The 15,175-nt window shown below is 63.1% G+C and carries 13 protein-coding genes; 8 read left to right on the plus strand and 5 right to left on the minus strand.

Going from position 1 to position 15,175, the window contains the following annotated elements; genetic code table 11:
- The first annotated feature begins 201 nt into the window (after positions 1–201).
- Genes H6718_27070 through H6718_27080 form a run of 3 tightly spaced genes read left to right on the plus strand, consistent with a single transcriptional unit; the run spans position 202 to position 2,078 of the window.
- Entirely contained in the window at positions 202–1,116 is a 915-nt protein-coding gene (locus tag H6718_27070) for an NAD-dependent protein deacetylase (GenBank protein MCB9589105.1), read from the plus strand.
- The gene (coaD, locus tag H6718_27075; GenBank protein ID MCB9589106.1) at positions 1,113–1,607 is read left to right on the plus strand and encodes a pantetheine-phosphate adenylyltransferase; all 495 of its coding nucleotides are present in this window, start codon (positions 1,113–1,115) and stop codon (positions 1,605–1,607) included. The genes H6718_27070 and coaD overlap by 4 nt, the downstream gene beginning before the upstream one ends.
- 12 nt (positions 1,608–1,619) lie before the next feature.
- Positions 1,620–2,078 carry a nitroreductase family deazaflavin-dependent oxidoreductase gene (locus tag H6718_27080; protein MCB9589107.1) on the plus strand — a complete coding sequence of 153 codons (459 nt, stop codon included), beginning with the start codon at positions 1,620–1,622 and terminating at the stop codon, positions 2,076–2,078.
- A 3-nt stretch (positions 2,079–2,081) separates the two neighbouring features.
- Here the strand turns inward: H6718_27080 and H6718_27085 are convergent, their stop codons facing one another.
- Positions 2,082–2,696: a hypothetical protein gene (locus tag H6718_27085; GenBank protein ID MCB9589108.1), complete on the minus strand. Its 615-nt coding sequence runs from the start codon at positions 2,694–2,696 to the stop codon at positions 2,082–2,084.
- Between the two features lie 266 nt (positions 2,697–2,962).
- Between H6718_27085 and H6718_27090 the strand changes: the two genes are divergently transcribed.
- Positions 2,963–4,150: an aspartate/tyrosine/aromatic aminotransferase gene (locus H6718_27090; GenBank protein ID MCB9589109.1), complete on the plus strand. Its 1,188-nt coding sequence runs from the start codon at positions 2,963–2,965 to the stop codon at positions 4,148–4,150.
- Between the two features lie 15 nt (positions 4,151–4,165).
- Here the strand turns inward: H6718_27090 and H6718_27095 are convergent, their stop codons facing one another.
- Positions 4,166–5,869 carry a DNA mismatch repair protein gene (locus H6718_27095; GenBank protein MCB9589110.1) on the minus strand — a complete coding sequence of 568 codons (1,704 nt, stop codon included), beginning with the start codon at positions 5,867–5,869 and terminating at the stop codon, positions 4,166–4,168.
- 446 nt (positions 5,870–6,315) lie between these two features.
- On the opposite strand from H6718_27095, the gene H6718_27100 reads away from it, so the two are divergent.
- The 4 genes from H6718_27100 to asnB all read left to right on the plus strand — a co-directional run bounded on the left by H6718_27100 (position 6,316) and on the right by asnB (position 11,456).
- Positions 6,316–6,729, plus strand: a complete 414-nt coding sequence (locus H6718_27100) for a hypothetical protein (GenBank protein MCB9589111.1) — start codon at positions 6,316–6,318, stop codon at positions 6,727–6,729.
- Between the two features lie 4 nt (positions 6,730–6,733).
- A complete protein-coding gene (locus tag H6718_27105) occupies positions 6,734–8,215 on the plus strand; it encodes an urea transporter (protein ID MCB9589112.1) in 1,482 nt (493 codons plus the stop codon).
- Positions 8,216–8,327: 112 nt separating this feature from the next.
- Complete coding sequence (locus tag H6718_27110) at positions 8,328–9,425, plus strand: aspartate carbamoyltransferase (protein MCB9589113.1); 1,098 nt, start codon at positions 8,328–8,330, stop codon at positions 9,423–9,425.
- A gap of 72 nt (positions 9,426–9,497) precedes the next feature.
- Positions 9,498–11,456, plus strand: a complete 1,959-nt coding sequence (gene asnB / locus H6718_27115) for an asparagine synthase (glutamine-hydrolyzing) (GenBank protein MCB9589114.1) — start codon at positions 9,498–9,500, stop codon at positions 11,454–11,456.
- Positions 11,457–11,513: 57 nt separating this feature from the next.
- Here the strand turns inward: asnB and H6718_27120 are convergent, their stop codons facing one another.
- The 3 genes from H6718_27120 to H6718_27130 are packed head-to-tail and all read right to left on the minus strand — an operon-like array spanning position 11,514 to position 14,895.
- Entirely contained in the window at positions 11,514–12,497 is a 984-nt protein-coding gene (locus tag H6718_27120; protein ID MCB9589115.1) for a hypothetical protein, read from the minus strand.
- Between the two features lie 59 nt (positions 12,498–12,556).
- A complete protein-coding gene (locus tag H6718_27125) occupies positions 12,557–13,909 on the minus strand; it encodes a serine/threonine protein kinase (GenBank protein MCB9589116.1) in 1,353 nt (450 codons plus the stop codon).
- Positions 13,906–14,895 (minus strand): hypothetical protein, encoded by a 990-nt coding sequence (locus H6718_27130; GenBank protein ID MCB9589117.1) that lies wholly within the window; start codon positions 14,893–14,895, stop codon positions 13,906–13,908. The genes H6718_27125 and H6718_27130 overlap by 4 nt, the downstream gene beginning before the upstream one ends.
- Between the last annotated feature and the right edge of the window lie 280 nt (positions 14,896–15,175).

The raw sequence follows: 15,175 nt of genomic DNA on the forward strand, positions 1-15,175 counted from the left end.
TCGTACAGCAGCACAGGCGCTGCGTGGCCCTTTGCGCCGAGGCACGCTGGGCAAAGCGAGGGGTAGTTCATCGCCGGACGGCGTTTACCGTCTCTGTGGGCGGACCCTTAGCTCTTGCCCAACGGAAGTGCCAGTAGAATCGGCCACTTTGCAGCGGCCTTCAGTGAACGTGCCGACTGGTCCACCGGCATGTAGCGTCCTATGTGTCGTTGCATGCTCGGCGCGTCATCCACGCCTTCTGCAATTCCAGTCGACCAAGAGTCCCTCGGCCGCCTCGCCGATCTAGTGGCAGGTCAGCGCTGGGTGGTCCTGACGGGCGCTGGGGTGAGTACCGAGAGCGGCATCCCAGACTACCGCGGACCGGAGACGGCGCGACGGGCCAGGAACCCAATCCAGTACAAGGAATTCGTAGCCAGCGTGGCAGGGCGACAGCGCTATTGGGCGCGCAGCATGCTCGGCTGGACCCGTTTCCGCGAGGCATTGCCCAATCGCACCCACCGGGCCCTCGCGACGCTGGAGCAGCGCGGGAACGTCGTCGGGGTTATCACGCAGAACGTAGACCGACTCCACACCAAGGCCGGTACGCGCAACGTGGTCGAGCTTCATGGTGCCCTGGCCGAGGTGCGCTGTCTTGGCTGCGGAGGCATTTCCTCACGGGATCACCTCCAAGCTCGGCTCCGGGAGTTGAACCCCGGCTGGGAGCACCGCCAGGCAGAGCTGGCTCCGGATGGCGACGCGGAGCTCGATCGGGGCGTAGTAGAGAGCTTCCGTGTCGCGGACTGTGAGCGGTGTGAGGGCGTCCTGAAGCCCAACGTGGTCTTCTTCGGCGAAGGAGTTCCGAAACCAACCGTCGACGCAGCCTGGGAGCTCTTTGACGCGGCGGATGGCTTGCTCGTCGCCGGCTCTTCCCTCGTCGTATTCTCAGGCTTTCGCTTCGTGCGGCGCGCAACCGAGCGGGAAAAGACTGTGGTGATCGTGAACCTGGGGGAAACCCGAGGGCACGCTCACGCTTCCCTTACACTGGATGCACCCGTTGGAGACGTCTTCGACCAGCTGCTGACTCGAGTCGAGGCTACCCCTATCCGCGTCGATCGACATACCATCACCCAGCCATGACGATAGCCGTCTACGCAGGCACATTCGACCCGATAACCGAAGGACACCGTTCGGTAGTGCAGCAGGCCGCGCGGCTCTTCACCCATGTGCGCGTGCTGGTAGCCGACAATCCCGACAAGCAAGCGACTTTCAGCGTGCCCGAGCGCTTGGAGATGCTCGACGAAGTGCTTGGTCCGCTGCCGAACGTCAGCACGGGACACACTCGTGGGCTGGTCGTCGACTACGCGCGGCGGATCTGCGCCAACGTCTTGGTGCGCGGTATCCGCGGGGCATCCGACGCCGCCTACGAGACCGACATGGCGGCTGAGAATCGCAAGCTCGCACCCGAGCTCGCCACGGTGCTCTTGGCCGCCGAACCTGACCTCAGCGACGTCAGCAGCAGCCGGCTCAAGGAGCTAGTGCTCGCCGGCGAAGACGTCTCCCGCTACTGCACTCCAGAAGTCGCGCAGCGCGTCCGCGCCCGACTACTGCCTGGACTCACCGAAGTCTGAACGAGGACCCCAATGCCGAAACCGCGCCCCGACGGCCTAGACTCACCAATCGTCCCCCGCATCATGCGTTGGATGTCCCATGCGAATACCTGGGTGTACAAGAAGTCCGGCGGCAAACTCGGCGGACGCTTCTTGGGCGGCGCCCCGGTTTGTCTGCTGACGACGACGGGACGAAAATCAGGCGAGCCGAGGACCACACCGCTGCTCTACATCCGCGACGGCGAGAGCGTTGTGGTCGTAGCGTCTCAAGGCGGAATGCCCAAGCACCCGCTGTGGTACCTGAACCTGCAAGCGAAGCCGGAGTGCGAAGTGCAAATCCGCCGGGAAACATTGAAACTGAAGGCGCGCACCGCCAGCCCCGAAGAGCGCGCGAAACTCTGGCCGCGCCTCCTCGAGATGTATTCGGACTTCGAGGACTACCAGAGCTGGACGGATCGAGTGATCCCGGTGGTCATCCTGGAGCCGCGCTGAACTCTACTCGCACGTGCCGGTGATGGCGTATTCCTTGCCCGGCTCGCTACAGTCAATCTGGTAGCTGCAAGATGGGCCAGTGCTGATTTCACAGCCGCCCCAGCCCCAATAGTCGAGTCCACACATACTCGGGGCGCACTCTTCCGCCCACTCGACCGTGGCGGGCTCGCCGTCGCAGGTCACCTCGCACGCGCTCTCCGTGCAGGTTCGGGTGCAGTAGCCGTTGGATAGCCTACACGAGCCGCCCTGACCCGACGCAGCCCGCTCGTTGCATGGTTCGAACGGAGGAGCCCCAGCGCCCCCGGAGTCGCAAAGGAAGTGACCGGAGGGATCGCAGTCACAGGTGACACCGGTTTCAAAGCCCGAGTACTTGCAGGTGTCACCTGCTTCGCATTCAATCCCCAACCCACATTTCCGCGTAGCATTTAGTGTCCCGCCCTCACCGCCCGTGCCCGCACCCGCGTTTCCGGCACTGCCAGCAACCCCCGCGCTGCCAGCACTCCCCGCGTTCCCTGCGTTGCCGGCCCCTCCGCTTCCGTCATCTGAGGAGTCACCTCCGCAGGCGGCGAGTTGTGCGATACCCAGACCAAGCAGCGTGACGAGAGAGAAACGATTCATCGCGAGAGCCTTTCGAGAACGACTGCCGCCCGCGGGCGCCGTTGCTGAAGACCTGAGCAAGCAACATACCAAGGCCGCCAAAGCGCTTGAATCAAGCGCGGAGAAGCCACGTTTGAGCGCTCAAGATGCTCAACGAGAGCCGCCGGCCCAACGTGGCACAGCAGAATCAGCCATCCGATCAGTCTTCGGTTGACCCTGGATGGACGCAGGGCAGATTTCGCCCGTCGCATCCACGCAAGCTTCCCCGGATGCCTCAAAGGAGAGCCATGTTCGAACGTCTCGAGAGCGCACCTGCAGATCCCATCCTCGGTCTCACCGAAGCCTTCCGTGCCGATCCTCGAGATACCAAGATCAATCTCGGAGTCGGCGTCTTCAAGAATGACGAGGGCAAGACGCCTTCGTTGGAGTGTGTCCGCCGCGCGGAGAAAATCCTCGCGGAATCAGAGGTTGACCGCAGCTATCTGCCCATCACCGGGCCCGAGGCCTATGGCAAGGAAGTCAGGCAGCTCCTGCTCGGCGCCTTGGCTGGCGATATTGGTGGTCGCGGCGTGACGGCGCAGACTCCGGGCGGCACCGGCGCCCTACGCGTGGCCGCGGACTTCGTGGCCAAGCACCGCCCCGGCAAGGTCTGGTTGAGCGACCCAACGTGGGCCAACCACAACGCGATCTTCAAGGCGGCGGGCCTCGAGGTGAAGAGCTACCGCTACTACGACGCGGGTCGCAAGGGCCTGAACGTCGAAGCCATGCTCGAGGATTTATCTCAGGCCGACGAACAAGACCTAGTGCTCTTCCACGCGAGCTGCCACAACCCCACTGGCTTCGACCCGTCTCCGGAGCAGTGGCAGGAGCTGCAGAAGGTTCAAGCGGCGCGCGGCTTCCTCACGCTGTTCGACACGGCGTATCAGGGCTTCGGCGATGGACTGGACGAGGACGTCGCGAGCATTCGCGCGTTTGCGAAAGGCAAGGCACCGTTCTTCGTCGCCAGCTCGTTCTCCAAGAACTTCAGCCTCTACAACGAGCGCATCGGCGCGCTGACCTTCGTGGGCGAAAACGCTGACGAGGCGTCGCGGGTGTTCAGCCACGTGAAAATCGCGATCCGCACCAACTACTCGAACCCGCCGCGGACCGGTGGCGCACTGGTAACCAGCGTGCTGACCAATCCGGAGCTCAGGACGCTGTGGGAGAAAGAAGTCGCCGGCATGCGAGCGCGGTTACAAGAGCTACGCGTGTCTTTGGTCGATGCCCTGAAGGCGTCGGGAGCCAAACGCGACTTCAGCTTCATGTTGAATCAGAAGGGGATGTTCTCCTACACGGGGCTCTCCCCAGAGGAAGTCGACCAGCTGACGCAGAAGCACGGCGTGTACATGGTGCGCTCGGGTCGCATCAACGTCGCGGGCATCACCAGCAAGAACCTTCCGCTCTTGGTGTCGGCGATCACCGACGTCCTCGGCTGAGTTGAAGGCAGCGACCTAGCTTTGCCGCACGGAATCAAATGCGGAGTCCGGCGCTTCCACGTTCGCTTGGCTGTCCACCACAGGCGGCTCTGAAGGGCTTGGCAGCGCCGGATGACGGCGGATCAACCCGAGTAGCTCATCGCGTGTAACGCCCAGACGGGAGGCAGTCTCACGCGCAAGCGAGGTGCTGGCCACACCGGGCACAAAGCCAAAGGTGGGCACCATGTGCTCGTCGAGTTCCACCTGTAAGAAGCCAAGGTCCCCTGGGTGATCCGGCTTGAGTTCGCGCTCGAGGCGCTGCGCGAGCTCAAGAAAATGAGTCGTGACGAACGCCCTCGGACGGAGTTCGAACAGTAGCTCGACCACCAGCTCGAAGAGCTGCTCCCCTTCCGAGGGATTCGTCCCCGAGCAAAGCTCGTCGAGCAACACCAGCGCTCCTGGTCGCGCGTGCTCGAATACCCTACGGATACGCAGTAGCTCGCTACCAAGGCGCCCCTCCCGTTGGTCCGCCGCCGGTTCCTCGATCAGAGACGCGAACAGACCGCCCGCCCGCTCCAAACGTGCGTGCGCCGCCGGAACCAACCACCCTCCCTCACCGAGCAGCTGCGCGAACGCCAACGACTGCATCAAGCGCGTCTTGCCGCCTGAGTTCGGCCCAGTGACGACCAGTACCGAGCAGTTGCCCCCGAACTCGATATCGCACGGAATCGGTTCGACCCCGTGAGCGAGGAGCAACGGATTGAAGAGGCGTTCGAGACGACTTCCCTCCCCCCCCGAAACCAAGTCTGCGCAGCGCATGTCGAGCTTTACGCGTTGCGCGCGGGCACGAAACTGGAGTTGGCCAACGTACATTCCAAGATCGAGGCCGAGTTGCAGAAGCGCAGCTACCTGGGGTTCGAACGCGGAAAACGCCGAGTCGACCAGTCGGGACAAGAGCTCGTGCTCGCCAAAGCGATAACCGCGGAACCACATGTGAATGCGGTTCAGCCAACGCTTGAGGGGAGTCAGGTAGAAGCGGTTTCTGACGTTCTCCTCGAGTTTGACGATGTCGAAGCCGCGCAGTCGGCCATCAGCTCCGACGCGCACCCTCAAGTCCATCAGCGAGAGGTTGGTCTCGAAGTCGAGCAACTCAGTCAGGCGCGCGAACTCCGGGCGTGCGCGCTGGCCCGCAGCCCACTCAGCGATCCTTCCAAGGCCGGACTTGCACTCCGAAAACGCGGCCAGCCCCAGCAGCACCCCACGTACATCCTCCAACAGGTCCAGCCGACGGCGAACCGACTCCACGGGATTGGAAGGATCCGAGTCTTCGAGATGCTGCTTGAGCCGTGCGATCGCCGCGTAGCTCTCCCCAGCTCGCTCGACCAACGCGGGCCGTGCCATCAGCTCGTCGAGGATCCCTCGGCGGTAGGCCACGTCCTCTTCTGCGCGAGGCGGGGTCGCGACGACGTTGAGCGCATACTCCAGGGCCACGCCGAACTCCCGGCCCTCCAACGTGACGGCGAACAGACTCGATGCGAGATCGTCCAGGAAGACGTCTCTCGCAAAGCACCCCGGCTCGAAGCTGCTTTCTATCGGTCTCACGCGACACAGCGCCTCAGCTAGCGCACCACCTGAGTCACCCGCCGCATAGACGAACGACACCACACGCCTCAGGCGATCGAGGTCGAGCCGTGGCAGCGGATCAGCGAACAGCAGATCGGGGATGCTTTTCAGTGCCAAGTAGCGCTCGTTTCGTCTGACCTATCTCAGGTGTGGCGCGCGGCCGGATTTGGAGGCTCCAACGAACAACAATGCAGAAGATTACTCTGATCTAGGTCTGCGCGCGCCTACGACACAGGGGTGATCCAAGGTTGCCCTCGAGTTTCCTCGAACTGAATGGGTGTGCGGGTGGCAATCGAGGCATGTAGCCGTTAGGGTGCACCGGCGTTTGAAAGGGAGAGCGACCGATCCTTTGTGTAAGTTCCGTTCGAAGTAGCCGCCGAGTCAGTTCAATTCTCGCCGATCAGAGTGTTCGAGCCGCGGCCCCAGCCGCGCTGCTTTCGAGTAGCGGACGCCACCGCTGTACGTCCGTTTCCCCAGATTTGCGGGTTTTCCGAGCGTTTTTTGCGCGTTCTGCGCTGCTCCTGACGCTCTCAGTCGTTGCGCTGGCGTGGCTTCAACCGGCCTTGGCGTATGCCAGCGAAGCCGAGCCTCTACAGCCCAAGTTGCTCGGCGACCCGCGCATCGAGTCCCAGGCGGGTAGCACCACGCTGACCTGGGGGGCCGAGCACCAGGGCGGACCTGAGCCGACGTATCAACTCCAGCGTTCCGTGGATCCAGCCTTCAGCGACCCCAAGACGCTGTACACCGGACCCGATCAGGGTCGCTACGTCTCGGGTCTGCTCGACGGCTCGTACTATTTCCGCGTGAGAGCGCGCCAAGGGGACGCCGCGTGGAGCGCGTGGTCGAAACCACAAGAGCTCGTGATCACCCACTGGCCCAAAACCAGAGCGTTGAGCCTCATGGGCGTCGGCGCGCTCGTTTTCCTGGCAACCGCTTTCGTCGTGTTGCGCGGCACCGCGCGAAGCGAAGCGAGCTGAAATCATGATCAACGAGACCATCCTGCCCGAGCGCACGGGCTGGCTGCTACTAGCGCTTTTCAGCCTCGCTTGGATCCTTCTCGGCCGCTACTGGGGCAAGAAGGCGTCGGGTCTAGACGGCTACATGCTCGCAGGGCGCAGTGTGGGGCTGGCGCTCGGCACGGCGACCGCCGTGGCAACGTGGGTCACATCCAACACCACGATGCTCGCCCCGCAGTTTGCGCTGGAGTTCGGCATCTGGGGGATGCTGGCGTACTCCACCGCTTCCTTCGGTCTGTTCTTGTTCGCGCCGATGGCGCAACGCATTCGCCAGCTTATGCCGCGCGGATATACAAGCGGGGAGTTCGTGCGCCTGCGCTACGGCCGCACGGCGTACCTCTTGTTCTTGCTGATCAGCCTCTTCTACGCGCTTACGTGGATGATCAGCATGGCCATGGCCGGCGGCACTCTGCTCGAGGCGCTGAGCGGGATCCCGTATACGTACGGAATGACCGTCGTGCTCGGTGTGTGCGTGCTGTACACGCTGTTCGGCGGACTGTACGCGGTCATCGGAACCGACTTCATCCAAAGCTTCATCATCCTGGTCGGCGTCGTGGTGGTCGCCTTGGCCACGCTGAGCCAAGTCGACCTGTCTCAGGTGCACGCTCACACTCAAGCAACGCGCCCTGCGCTGATGCACGTGATGTTCCCTGCTGCTGTGATGGCGGTGTTCAACAACTTGCTGTTCGGCCTAGGCGAGATCTTCCACAGCAATGTGTGGTGGAGTCGCGCGTTTGCGATGCGCGAAGGGGTTGGCAAGAAGGCGTACTTGCTTGGCGGCTTGTTGTGGCTCCCCATCCCTGTCGCGGCTGGCTTCATCGCGCTGGCGGCGCCGTTGCTCGACGTCAACATCGTGCGACCGGACATGGTCGGTCCCGTCGTTGCGGGCAAGCTGCTCGGCTCCGTTGGCGCCGTCGTGGTCTTCGTCGTCGTGTTCTCGTCCATCGCCTCGAGCATCGACAGCCTGCTGGCAGCCACTGCTGACTTGATCACCAAGGACGTCATCCAGCAGTTCATCTTGCCCAAGGCGAGAGATACCCAACTCGAGAAGATCTCGAGCTGGGTCATCGTGGGGCTCGGCGTGGTGACCTGGCTCGTCTGCCTACCGAGAGTCGGAACGCTGGCCACGGTGCTGTTCTTCGCCGGGGCGCTCGTCGCAAGCACCATCTGGCCGATCGCCATGGGCCTGTACTCGAAGAAGACGAATCCTCACGGAGCTGCCTTGGGCATGTTGCTTGGCAGCATCGGCGGGCTATGCGCTTACTTCTTGGTGGCGTGGTACGTCGCCGCGCTGGTGGGCACTGTGATTTCGATGACCTGCGTCTTGGTGAGCACGTTCATCGCGCCACACAAGTTCGATTGGGCCACGCTCGATCCAAGTCGACCTGAAGAAGATGACGCGAGCGAAGCGCCCCTCGAGCCTCAACCTGTTGGCGGTGCAGAATGATATTTCCTCTCGGATTTTTTGAGATCCTAGTCTACGGCGGCGTCACGCTGACCGCGATTGGTGCGGTGCTCGTCGTCGTGCTGCTCGTGCGAGACTTGAAGGAGGGCAAGCTATGGTAGAGCTAGCCGATGGCATCCACTCCGGGCCGGGGCCATTTCACTCCAACTCCAAGGGGCGGCGCCTTGACCCGAGCGCCATCTTGAGCGCTAACGCCAAGCGTATCGATTTCGACCGCTTGGAGATGCTGAATGGCCAGTCGGTGGTTCACGCGGGTCAATTCGACCGCGAGACGATCGTTGAACTCGCACGTTTCGCGGCGTTGTTGGAGCTGTCGGAGGTTGCGAGCCACCACCCACTGGACGGCAAGCTGGTGATCACGGCGTTCTTCGAGGCGAGTACGCGAACACGACTCTCATTCGAGAGCGCCGTGTTGCGCCTGGACGGCAAGGTGCTCAGCGTGCCCGATGGACGCACCACAGGGGCCGCAAAGGGTGAGAGCCTCGAAGACATCGGGGAGATGATGAACACCTACGGCGACCTCGTCATCATGCGCCACACGGAAACGGACGCCGTGAGGCGGATCCGCACCAACCTCCAGTTGCCGTTGATCAACGCGGGCAACGGCTCAGGCGAACACCCGACGCAAGCACTCGTCGACTGGTACTCCCTGCTCAAGTGGCGTCCCGCGTTGGCCGCGCCGGAAGTTCCCGAGGCGCAGCGTATTCACCTAGGCATCGTGGGTACGCCAGGCAACATGCGCGCCGTAAAGAGCTTCATGCGCATGGCGCTGACCTTCTCCGCCGGGATCTCGAAGATCACCGTGGTGTCTGAAATGGCGGACCCCCTGGGTGTAGAGCTCGCTGCCTGGGTCGCTGAGAGTGATCTGAAGGTCGACCTCACGAACGACATCGAAGAGGTCATCGGGTCGCTAGATGTCATTTACATGAACTCGATCGCCCTGCTCGGAGACAGCTACAAGACCCTGGACAGCCGTTACCGTCTCCACGCGGAAAGCAATCTCAAACCCGACGCAATCATCCTTCACCCGATGGCTCGGCGTTCGGAGCTCGATACGTCTCTGGACGGCACCCCCCACAACCTCTACTTCGCTCAAGCGGCGGGGGCGGTGTTCATCCGTCAGGCAATTTTGATCTGCCTCTTAGGGCGCGTCGCCGCGATCCCGGGAGGCATTCGTCTGCTCACCCAGTGAGCGCTCGCCCGCGTTGCGGGTCCGATTCGCGCCCGGAAGGCGCGGACAACCACCAGTCATAGGAGGCCACCCATGTGTGGAATCGTTGGGTTCTGGCAACCCGAAAAATTACCCGGCAACGCGGACGCACTGCTCGGCAGAATGATGGCACGACTGCACCATCGCGGCCCCGACGGCAGCGGTAGCCATGTTGACCGCGATCGAGGGCTGGCCATGGGACACACTCGGCTGACGATCATCGATCTGCGGACAGGTCAGCAGCCACTGTTCGCGCGCAAGCAAGGGCTCGTGCTCACCTCCAACGGCGAGCTTTACGACTACAAAAAAATCCGCGCAGAATATGTCTGCGAGGGTCAGCGATTCGCCACCAAGAGCGACAGCGAGACGGCTCTGTTCCACTACATGCGCCATGGATTGGATTTCGTCGAGCGCCTCCGCGGAGAGTTCGCCATCGCGATCTTCGACGAGAAAGAGAAGCGCTTGGTGCTCGTGCGGGACCGCTTTGGCATCAAGCCGCTCTACTATCACTTGAAGAACGACCTCCTGGTGTACGGCTCAGAGTGCAAGGCGCTGCTCGCGCACCCCGATGTGCCACGCAAATTGGACAAGCGGGCTGCCCTCAACCAGATGATGCAGGTGATGGTGCCTGGGACGACCTCCTTCGAGGGGATCCACGCACTTGAGCCGGGCTGCATGTTGATTGTGCAGGAGCAAGCGGGTCGCTTGGTGGGACGCGTCCATCGCTACTGGGACATGGACTTCCCCGACGCGAAGGATCACGATCCGGACCCCGATCCGCGACCCTATATCCGCGGGGTACAAGACCGCTTGGTTGATGCAGTCAGCGCAAGGCTCGAGGCGGATGTCCCCGTGGGTTGCTACCTGAGCGGCGGCATCGACAGCTGCTCCATGCTCGGTCTCGCCACGGCCCTGCAACAGGCTCCAGTCAAGGCATTCACCATCAGCTTCGACAACAAGGCCTACGACGAAGCCGCGATTGCCACCGAGATGGCAATGAGCACCGGCGCCGACCAAGAGATCCTCGAGCTGGGTGCTGACGAGCTCTACGGCGACAGCTTCATTCGCACGGTGTGGCACTCGGAGCGAACCTTCTACAACACCCTGGGCGTCGCCAAATGGCACATGAGCAAACGCGTCCGGGAGTGCGGCTACAAAGTGGTCGTGACGGGCGAAGGCAGCGACGAGCTATTCGGCGGATACGTCTTCTTCAAGCGGGACATGTTTCGTCACGCACCGGAATTTGCGCACCAAGGCAAGGCGGCGGAGTCCGCAATGGCGGAGCGCAACGCGGTGTTCAAAGGCTCCGTGCTGACGGAGGAGGACGCGTCCCATCCGGCTTTCGATGAGCTCGTCGGGTTCACGCCGTCCTGGCTTCAGAGCTGGCTCCTGACGCTGGCTCAAGCGCGTCCGCTGCTAGCCGACGACGTGCTGGAGGAGCTCAAAGACTACGATCCCGTGCAGGCAATCGCGGACAAGCTCGACTCACACAAGCTGAAGGGGCGTCATCCCCTCGACAAGGTTCAGTACACCTGGATCAAGACCATGCTCGAAGGTCAAATCCTGACCTGGGGAGGCGATCGCGTCGACATGGCAAACTCCATGGAATCGCGCCCAGCCTTCTTGGACCAACACGTCGCGGAGTTCGCCCGCACCTTGCCGCCGCGGCTGCGCATCAGCGAGCAGGGCGTGGAAAAGTGGGTCCTTCGGGAGGCCATGCGAGGCGTGCTCCCCCAGGTGCTGTACGAGCGAGAGAAGTTCGCGTTCATGGCGCCCCCGGCTCATACGGATCGCAAGAAGCGCCAGGCGATCGACGAAATGCTCAGCGAGCGCCTCACGCCAGATCACGTGAAGGCTCTAGGACTATTCGACGTCGACCGCGTGAATCAGTTCCTCGAGGATTCAAGGCGAGAGCAGGACCATGCCAAGGCCGTTCGCAACGACATCTTGCTGAACCACATCCTGGGCCTGCACCTGATCCAACAGGAGTTACTGGATCGCGCCCTGTCGTGACGTGAGATTTTTTGGGGGGGAGGCGCAGCGGCCCAGTCGCCTCACCCGACTCTGCAGCTAGAACCGCACGCCGAGGCCAATGCCGAGCCGAAAGTCCCAAGAACTCTGCGCGGTGACCTCGTAGCTCGTGACCTGACCCGTAGCGTCCCGCCCTTTCACGTTGACGCGATCTTCCCAGTTCGCTTCCTGACTCAGGTTCTTTGCAGCGCGCAACTCAATCGGCACCTCGATCGTGTCCGTCGCGTGAATCACGATACCCAGTCCCATGTCCAACAGGACGGAGTTCGTGCCCTTCGCCTGCACCGCTCCGGCATCGATTGGAATGTCCTTGCTGTCCAGCTTCGCCTCGTTGGAGCTTGGGTTCACGAACTTGGGGCCCAAGCCAACCCAGAAGCGCCCGAACTGCGTCGGCACGACACCCTTCACCAGAAAGCCAAAGTAGATCCCCGAGGATTCAAAGCTCTCGTCACCGTCCACGACCTGGTCGAACGTCACCTGACGCCGCAGCGTTGTGTCGTCGTAGCCCAAATCGAACTCGAGCCCGAGATAGGTTGCGATACGCCCCTCGAGGTACAGCGCGCCGCCATACGCGAAACCACCTCCCACGCCGGAGAAGCCTAGTCCCTCGTAGCCGTCGGGAACATTGTCGGGGGTCGACCAGACACTACCACCGAGGAGCAGCTTGAGTCCGACAGAGCCCGCGAACTGTCTGTCCTCCTCTTCTTCCGGGGCCGCAGGCGGCGCAGCCCCGGGAGGTTGCTGTGGGTAGGGTTGCTGGCCATGCGGCTGTGGCTGCACGCCATAAGGCGCTTGGGGATACTGCTGACCTGGGTACGGCTGCTGACCTGGGTACGGCTGCTGACCGGGATAAGGCTGCTGACCGGGATAGGGCTGCGGGGCCGGATAGGGCTGAGGCGCAGGATACGGCTGCGGCGCAGGATAGGGCTGCGGCGACGGCGCCGGCTGCTGCGCCCCGACAGGCGCGCAGAACACGACGCTCAGAGTGATCGCGCGCCCAACCAAGCCAAACCGTAATCCCATGAACCGACTCCTTGCGGGGCGGAGTCTGCCAGCAACGCGGTCCGCGTTGAAAGCCTGTCTCAACGGAATGGGTTGTCGTCGTCGACCGGGCTTGCCGGTTCCTTCTGCGGTTTTCCTGGCACACGCTTTCCAGGCTTCCGAACGGTTGGTGTGGGCGGCGTAGTCTGGGTGGGGCTCGGGGCTGCCTCGACGCTTGGCGCTGGCTCGGCGCTATCAGCGAGGGGTGCAACTTCCGCGCTGGGCACATCTACGGTTTCCCCCGCAACCTGCGATGCGCTCGCGAGGCGAGCAGGCCGCAGTGCTTCGGAAGGCACAGGCGGCGCTGCCCCCGCGTCGGGAGCGTCCCCTGCCCTACCCGTGGCGAGGCGCCAACCCAGCACGCCCAACAGGACAACCGCCGCGCTGCCTGCAGCGACCAGGCCACCCCAACGCGAGCGGCGCGGAGCGCTCACGTTCAACGCGGCGGTGTGCTGCGTCGACTCATACGACGGCCGCTGCGCCGGGGTTTGTTCAACGGCGGCGATCGCGGGTGGAGGGATGGACTCGTCGACGGACGCGTGGGTCTCGATACCAATGGCCGCCGCGAACGCTTGATAGAGCTCACTCGCGGACTGATAGCGGTTCGCGGGGTTGCGCTGGAGAGCCCGCTCGAACCACTGGTCGAGCTCGACCGGACACTCCACGACTTCACTCGGCTTCGGCGGGTCTGCGGTGCAGATGGAGACCAATAGATCCGTGAGGTTGGTTCCTCGAAAAGGTTTCCGCCCGGTAAAAGATTGGAACATGATCACGCCGAGCGACCACAGGTCAGCACGATAGTCGATCGCGTTCCCCATCGCCTGCTCCGGACTGAGGCAGTAAGGGGTACCTAAGAGCTGGCCCGCGGCGGTCGACTCATCATCGCTCCAGTCCACCCCGAGGGTCTTGGCGATACCGAAGTCGAGGATCTTCACCACCTCGGAGTCGCCGTCTCTCGTCAGGAAGAGGTTCGCCGGCTTGAGGTCGCGGTGCACGATGCCCGCGGCATGCGCCTGCTCGATTCCCCGGCAGACCTGGCGGTAGATTCGAGCCGTGTCCGCCAAGCTCAGGCGCTTGACCCGTGCCAATCGCTCGTCCAGCGCCTCCCCCTGAAGCAACTCCATGGCGAGGTAGGGGTTCCCCTCGAAGATCCCGAAGTCGAAGACCTTCACGACATGTGTGCTGGGGATACGGGCCGCAGCCTGGGCCTCGCGTAAGAATCGGGCCTCCGCGTCCTCGTTCGTGTGATCCGCACGGATCACTTTGACGGCGCATGGGGAACGCAAGAGCTGGTGCTCCGCGACCCATACCTCTCCCATCGCGCCCGTGCCGAGGCGCCGCTCGAGTCGATAGCGGCCGTCAATGACCAGCCCTGGCTCGAGCCAGTCGCTCACCAGCGAGCTCCCCAGAGCAGTCGGGCCTGATGAGGCGACACCTCCACCGCAGCCTGCTGAGCAGCGTCGGGCGCCGTGAGGTAGAGCACCCCGCCCCCAACCGCAAGCACACCGGCAGCGATGAAGAATCCCGTCGAGAGGTCCCCCTTGGCGAAGCGTTCGTCGTTCAGTTCCCCGCGACGCTTTGGATCCGTAGCGTCCTTGGCGTCTTGATTGAGCTCGATGGCGCGCAAGCCGAAGTAGCCACCAATCAGCGCGGATACCACGCCGACACCAAACACTCCTGCTCCGATCACTCGCTGCGCCCCCCATGAGCTGCCGTCATCGTGAGGGACGGCGGGCGGCGCAGCCGAGTCGTCCGAAGCTGGGGACGGCTTTGCGCTGGTGACGGGCGACGCCCTACGCTTTCGAGGCAAAGCCTCCAGCTCGGGGATCACCACCTCGGCCTGTGGATTGTCGGCGTCTACGAATATTTCCGCAGAGAATTCTCTGTAGCCAGGCGCGCTCGCCGTCACGCGCACCTTGCCTGGATCCACCGGAACTGCTGTCCCCAGCTCCGCGGTTGAAACGACGGTCTCCCCCCGCGTCACTCGCAGGTCTGGTACAGCCTTGCCGACTCGAATCGTTAGGCGCACCAGACTCGGCTCCAGTCGATCCGCCTGCGCCTTGGAGTACCTGGCACGCTCTTTTTGGTCCGCGACCTTGCTCTCGTCGGCCAACAACAGAAAGTGAGACCACGCGCTCGCCGTACGACCGAGCTGCTCGTAGCAGTTCGCGATCTCGTAGTGAGCCTTCAAAGTCGGGTTCAGGCGCTGGCTCGCTTGAAACTTCTCGAGCGCCTCAGCCCACTTCTCCTGCTTCACGAGGGCGCGCCCCTCCTTGTAGAGCGACATCGCGACCGCGGCGTCTTGAGAAGGCGCGGCGCTCACCATCGCGGGGGAGGTGCAAAGCAGACTGGCAAGCAGCAGGACGGAGCGGGTTCGCATGGGGGATTCTATGAAGTAGGAAGGCTAACTTCTTACTTGGCGCTCATAAGCTGAAAGCGGCGAGTTGGCCAATCGCTACGCGAGCTTCCTTCAATTTTCGCGTCGATTGGCGGTGCGCGGGTAGCGCAGACCGCAGCGAGAGCAAGAGGACTCTGGCTTGCGTCTGCAGCACTGTCCCTTAGATACGAGCGCCCGGAGCGGCGCCTTCCATTGAGACGTACCGTGAGTCCCAGACTCAGGTTCGCGTCTTGCCACAGGGCAACCCACGCCCACGGAGGCT

The sequence above is a fragment of the Polyangiaceae bacterium genome (genome assembly GCA_020633205.1).
Lineage (GTDB): Bacteria > Myxococcota_A > Polyangia > Polyangiales > Polyangiaceae > JAHBVY01.

What these genes read in the sequence shown, in the direction of transcription:
- coaD (MCB9589106.1), top strand. Translation starts at nt 1,113, where the DNA reads ATGACGATAGCCGTCTACGCAGGCACATTCGACCCGATAACCGAAGGA.
- H6718_27070 (MCB9589105.1), top strand. Translation starts at nt 202, where the DNA reads ATGTGTCGTTGCATGCTCGGCGCGTCATCCACGCCTTCTGCAATTCCA.
- H6718_27080 (MCB9589107.1), top strand. Translation starts at nt 1,620, where the DNA reads ATGCCGAAACCGCGCCCCGACGGCCTAGACTCACCAATCGTCCCCCGC.
- H6718_27120 (MCB9589115.1), bottom strand. Translation starts at nt 12,497, where the DNA reads ATGGGATTACGGTTTGGCTTGGTTGGGCGCGCGATCACTCTGAGCGTC.
- H6718_27130 (MCB9589117.1), bottom strand. Translation starts at nt 14,895, where the DNA reads ATGCGAACCCGCTCCGTCCTGCTGCTTGCCAGTCTGCTTTGCACCTCC.
- H6718_27090 (MCB9589109.1), top strand. Translation starts at nt 2,963, where the DNA reads ATGTTCGAACGTCTCGAGAGCGCACCTGCAGATCCCATCCTCGGTCTC.
- H6718_27105 (MCB9589112.1), top strand. Translation starts at nt 6,734, where the DNA reads ATGATCAACGAGACCATCCTGCCCGAGCGCACGGGCTGGCTGCTACTA.
- H6718_27110 (MCB9589113.1), top strand. Translation starts at nt 8,328, where the DNA reads ATGGTAGAGCTAGCCGATGGCATCCACTCCGGGCCGGGGCCATTTCAC.
- asnB (MCB9589114.1), top strand. Translation starts at nt 9,498, where the DNA reads ATGTGTGGAATCGTTGGGTTCTGGCAACCCGAAAAATTACCCGGCAAC.
- H6718_27085 (MCB9589108.1), bottom strand. Translation starts at nt 2,696, where the DNA reads ATGAATCGTTTCTCTCTCGTCACGCTGCTTGGTCTGGGTATCGCACAA.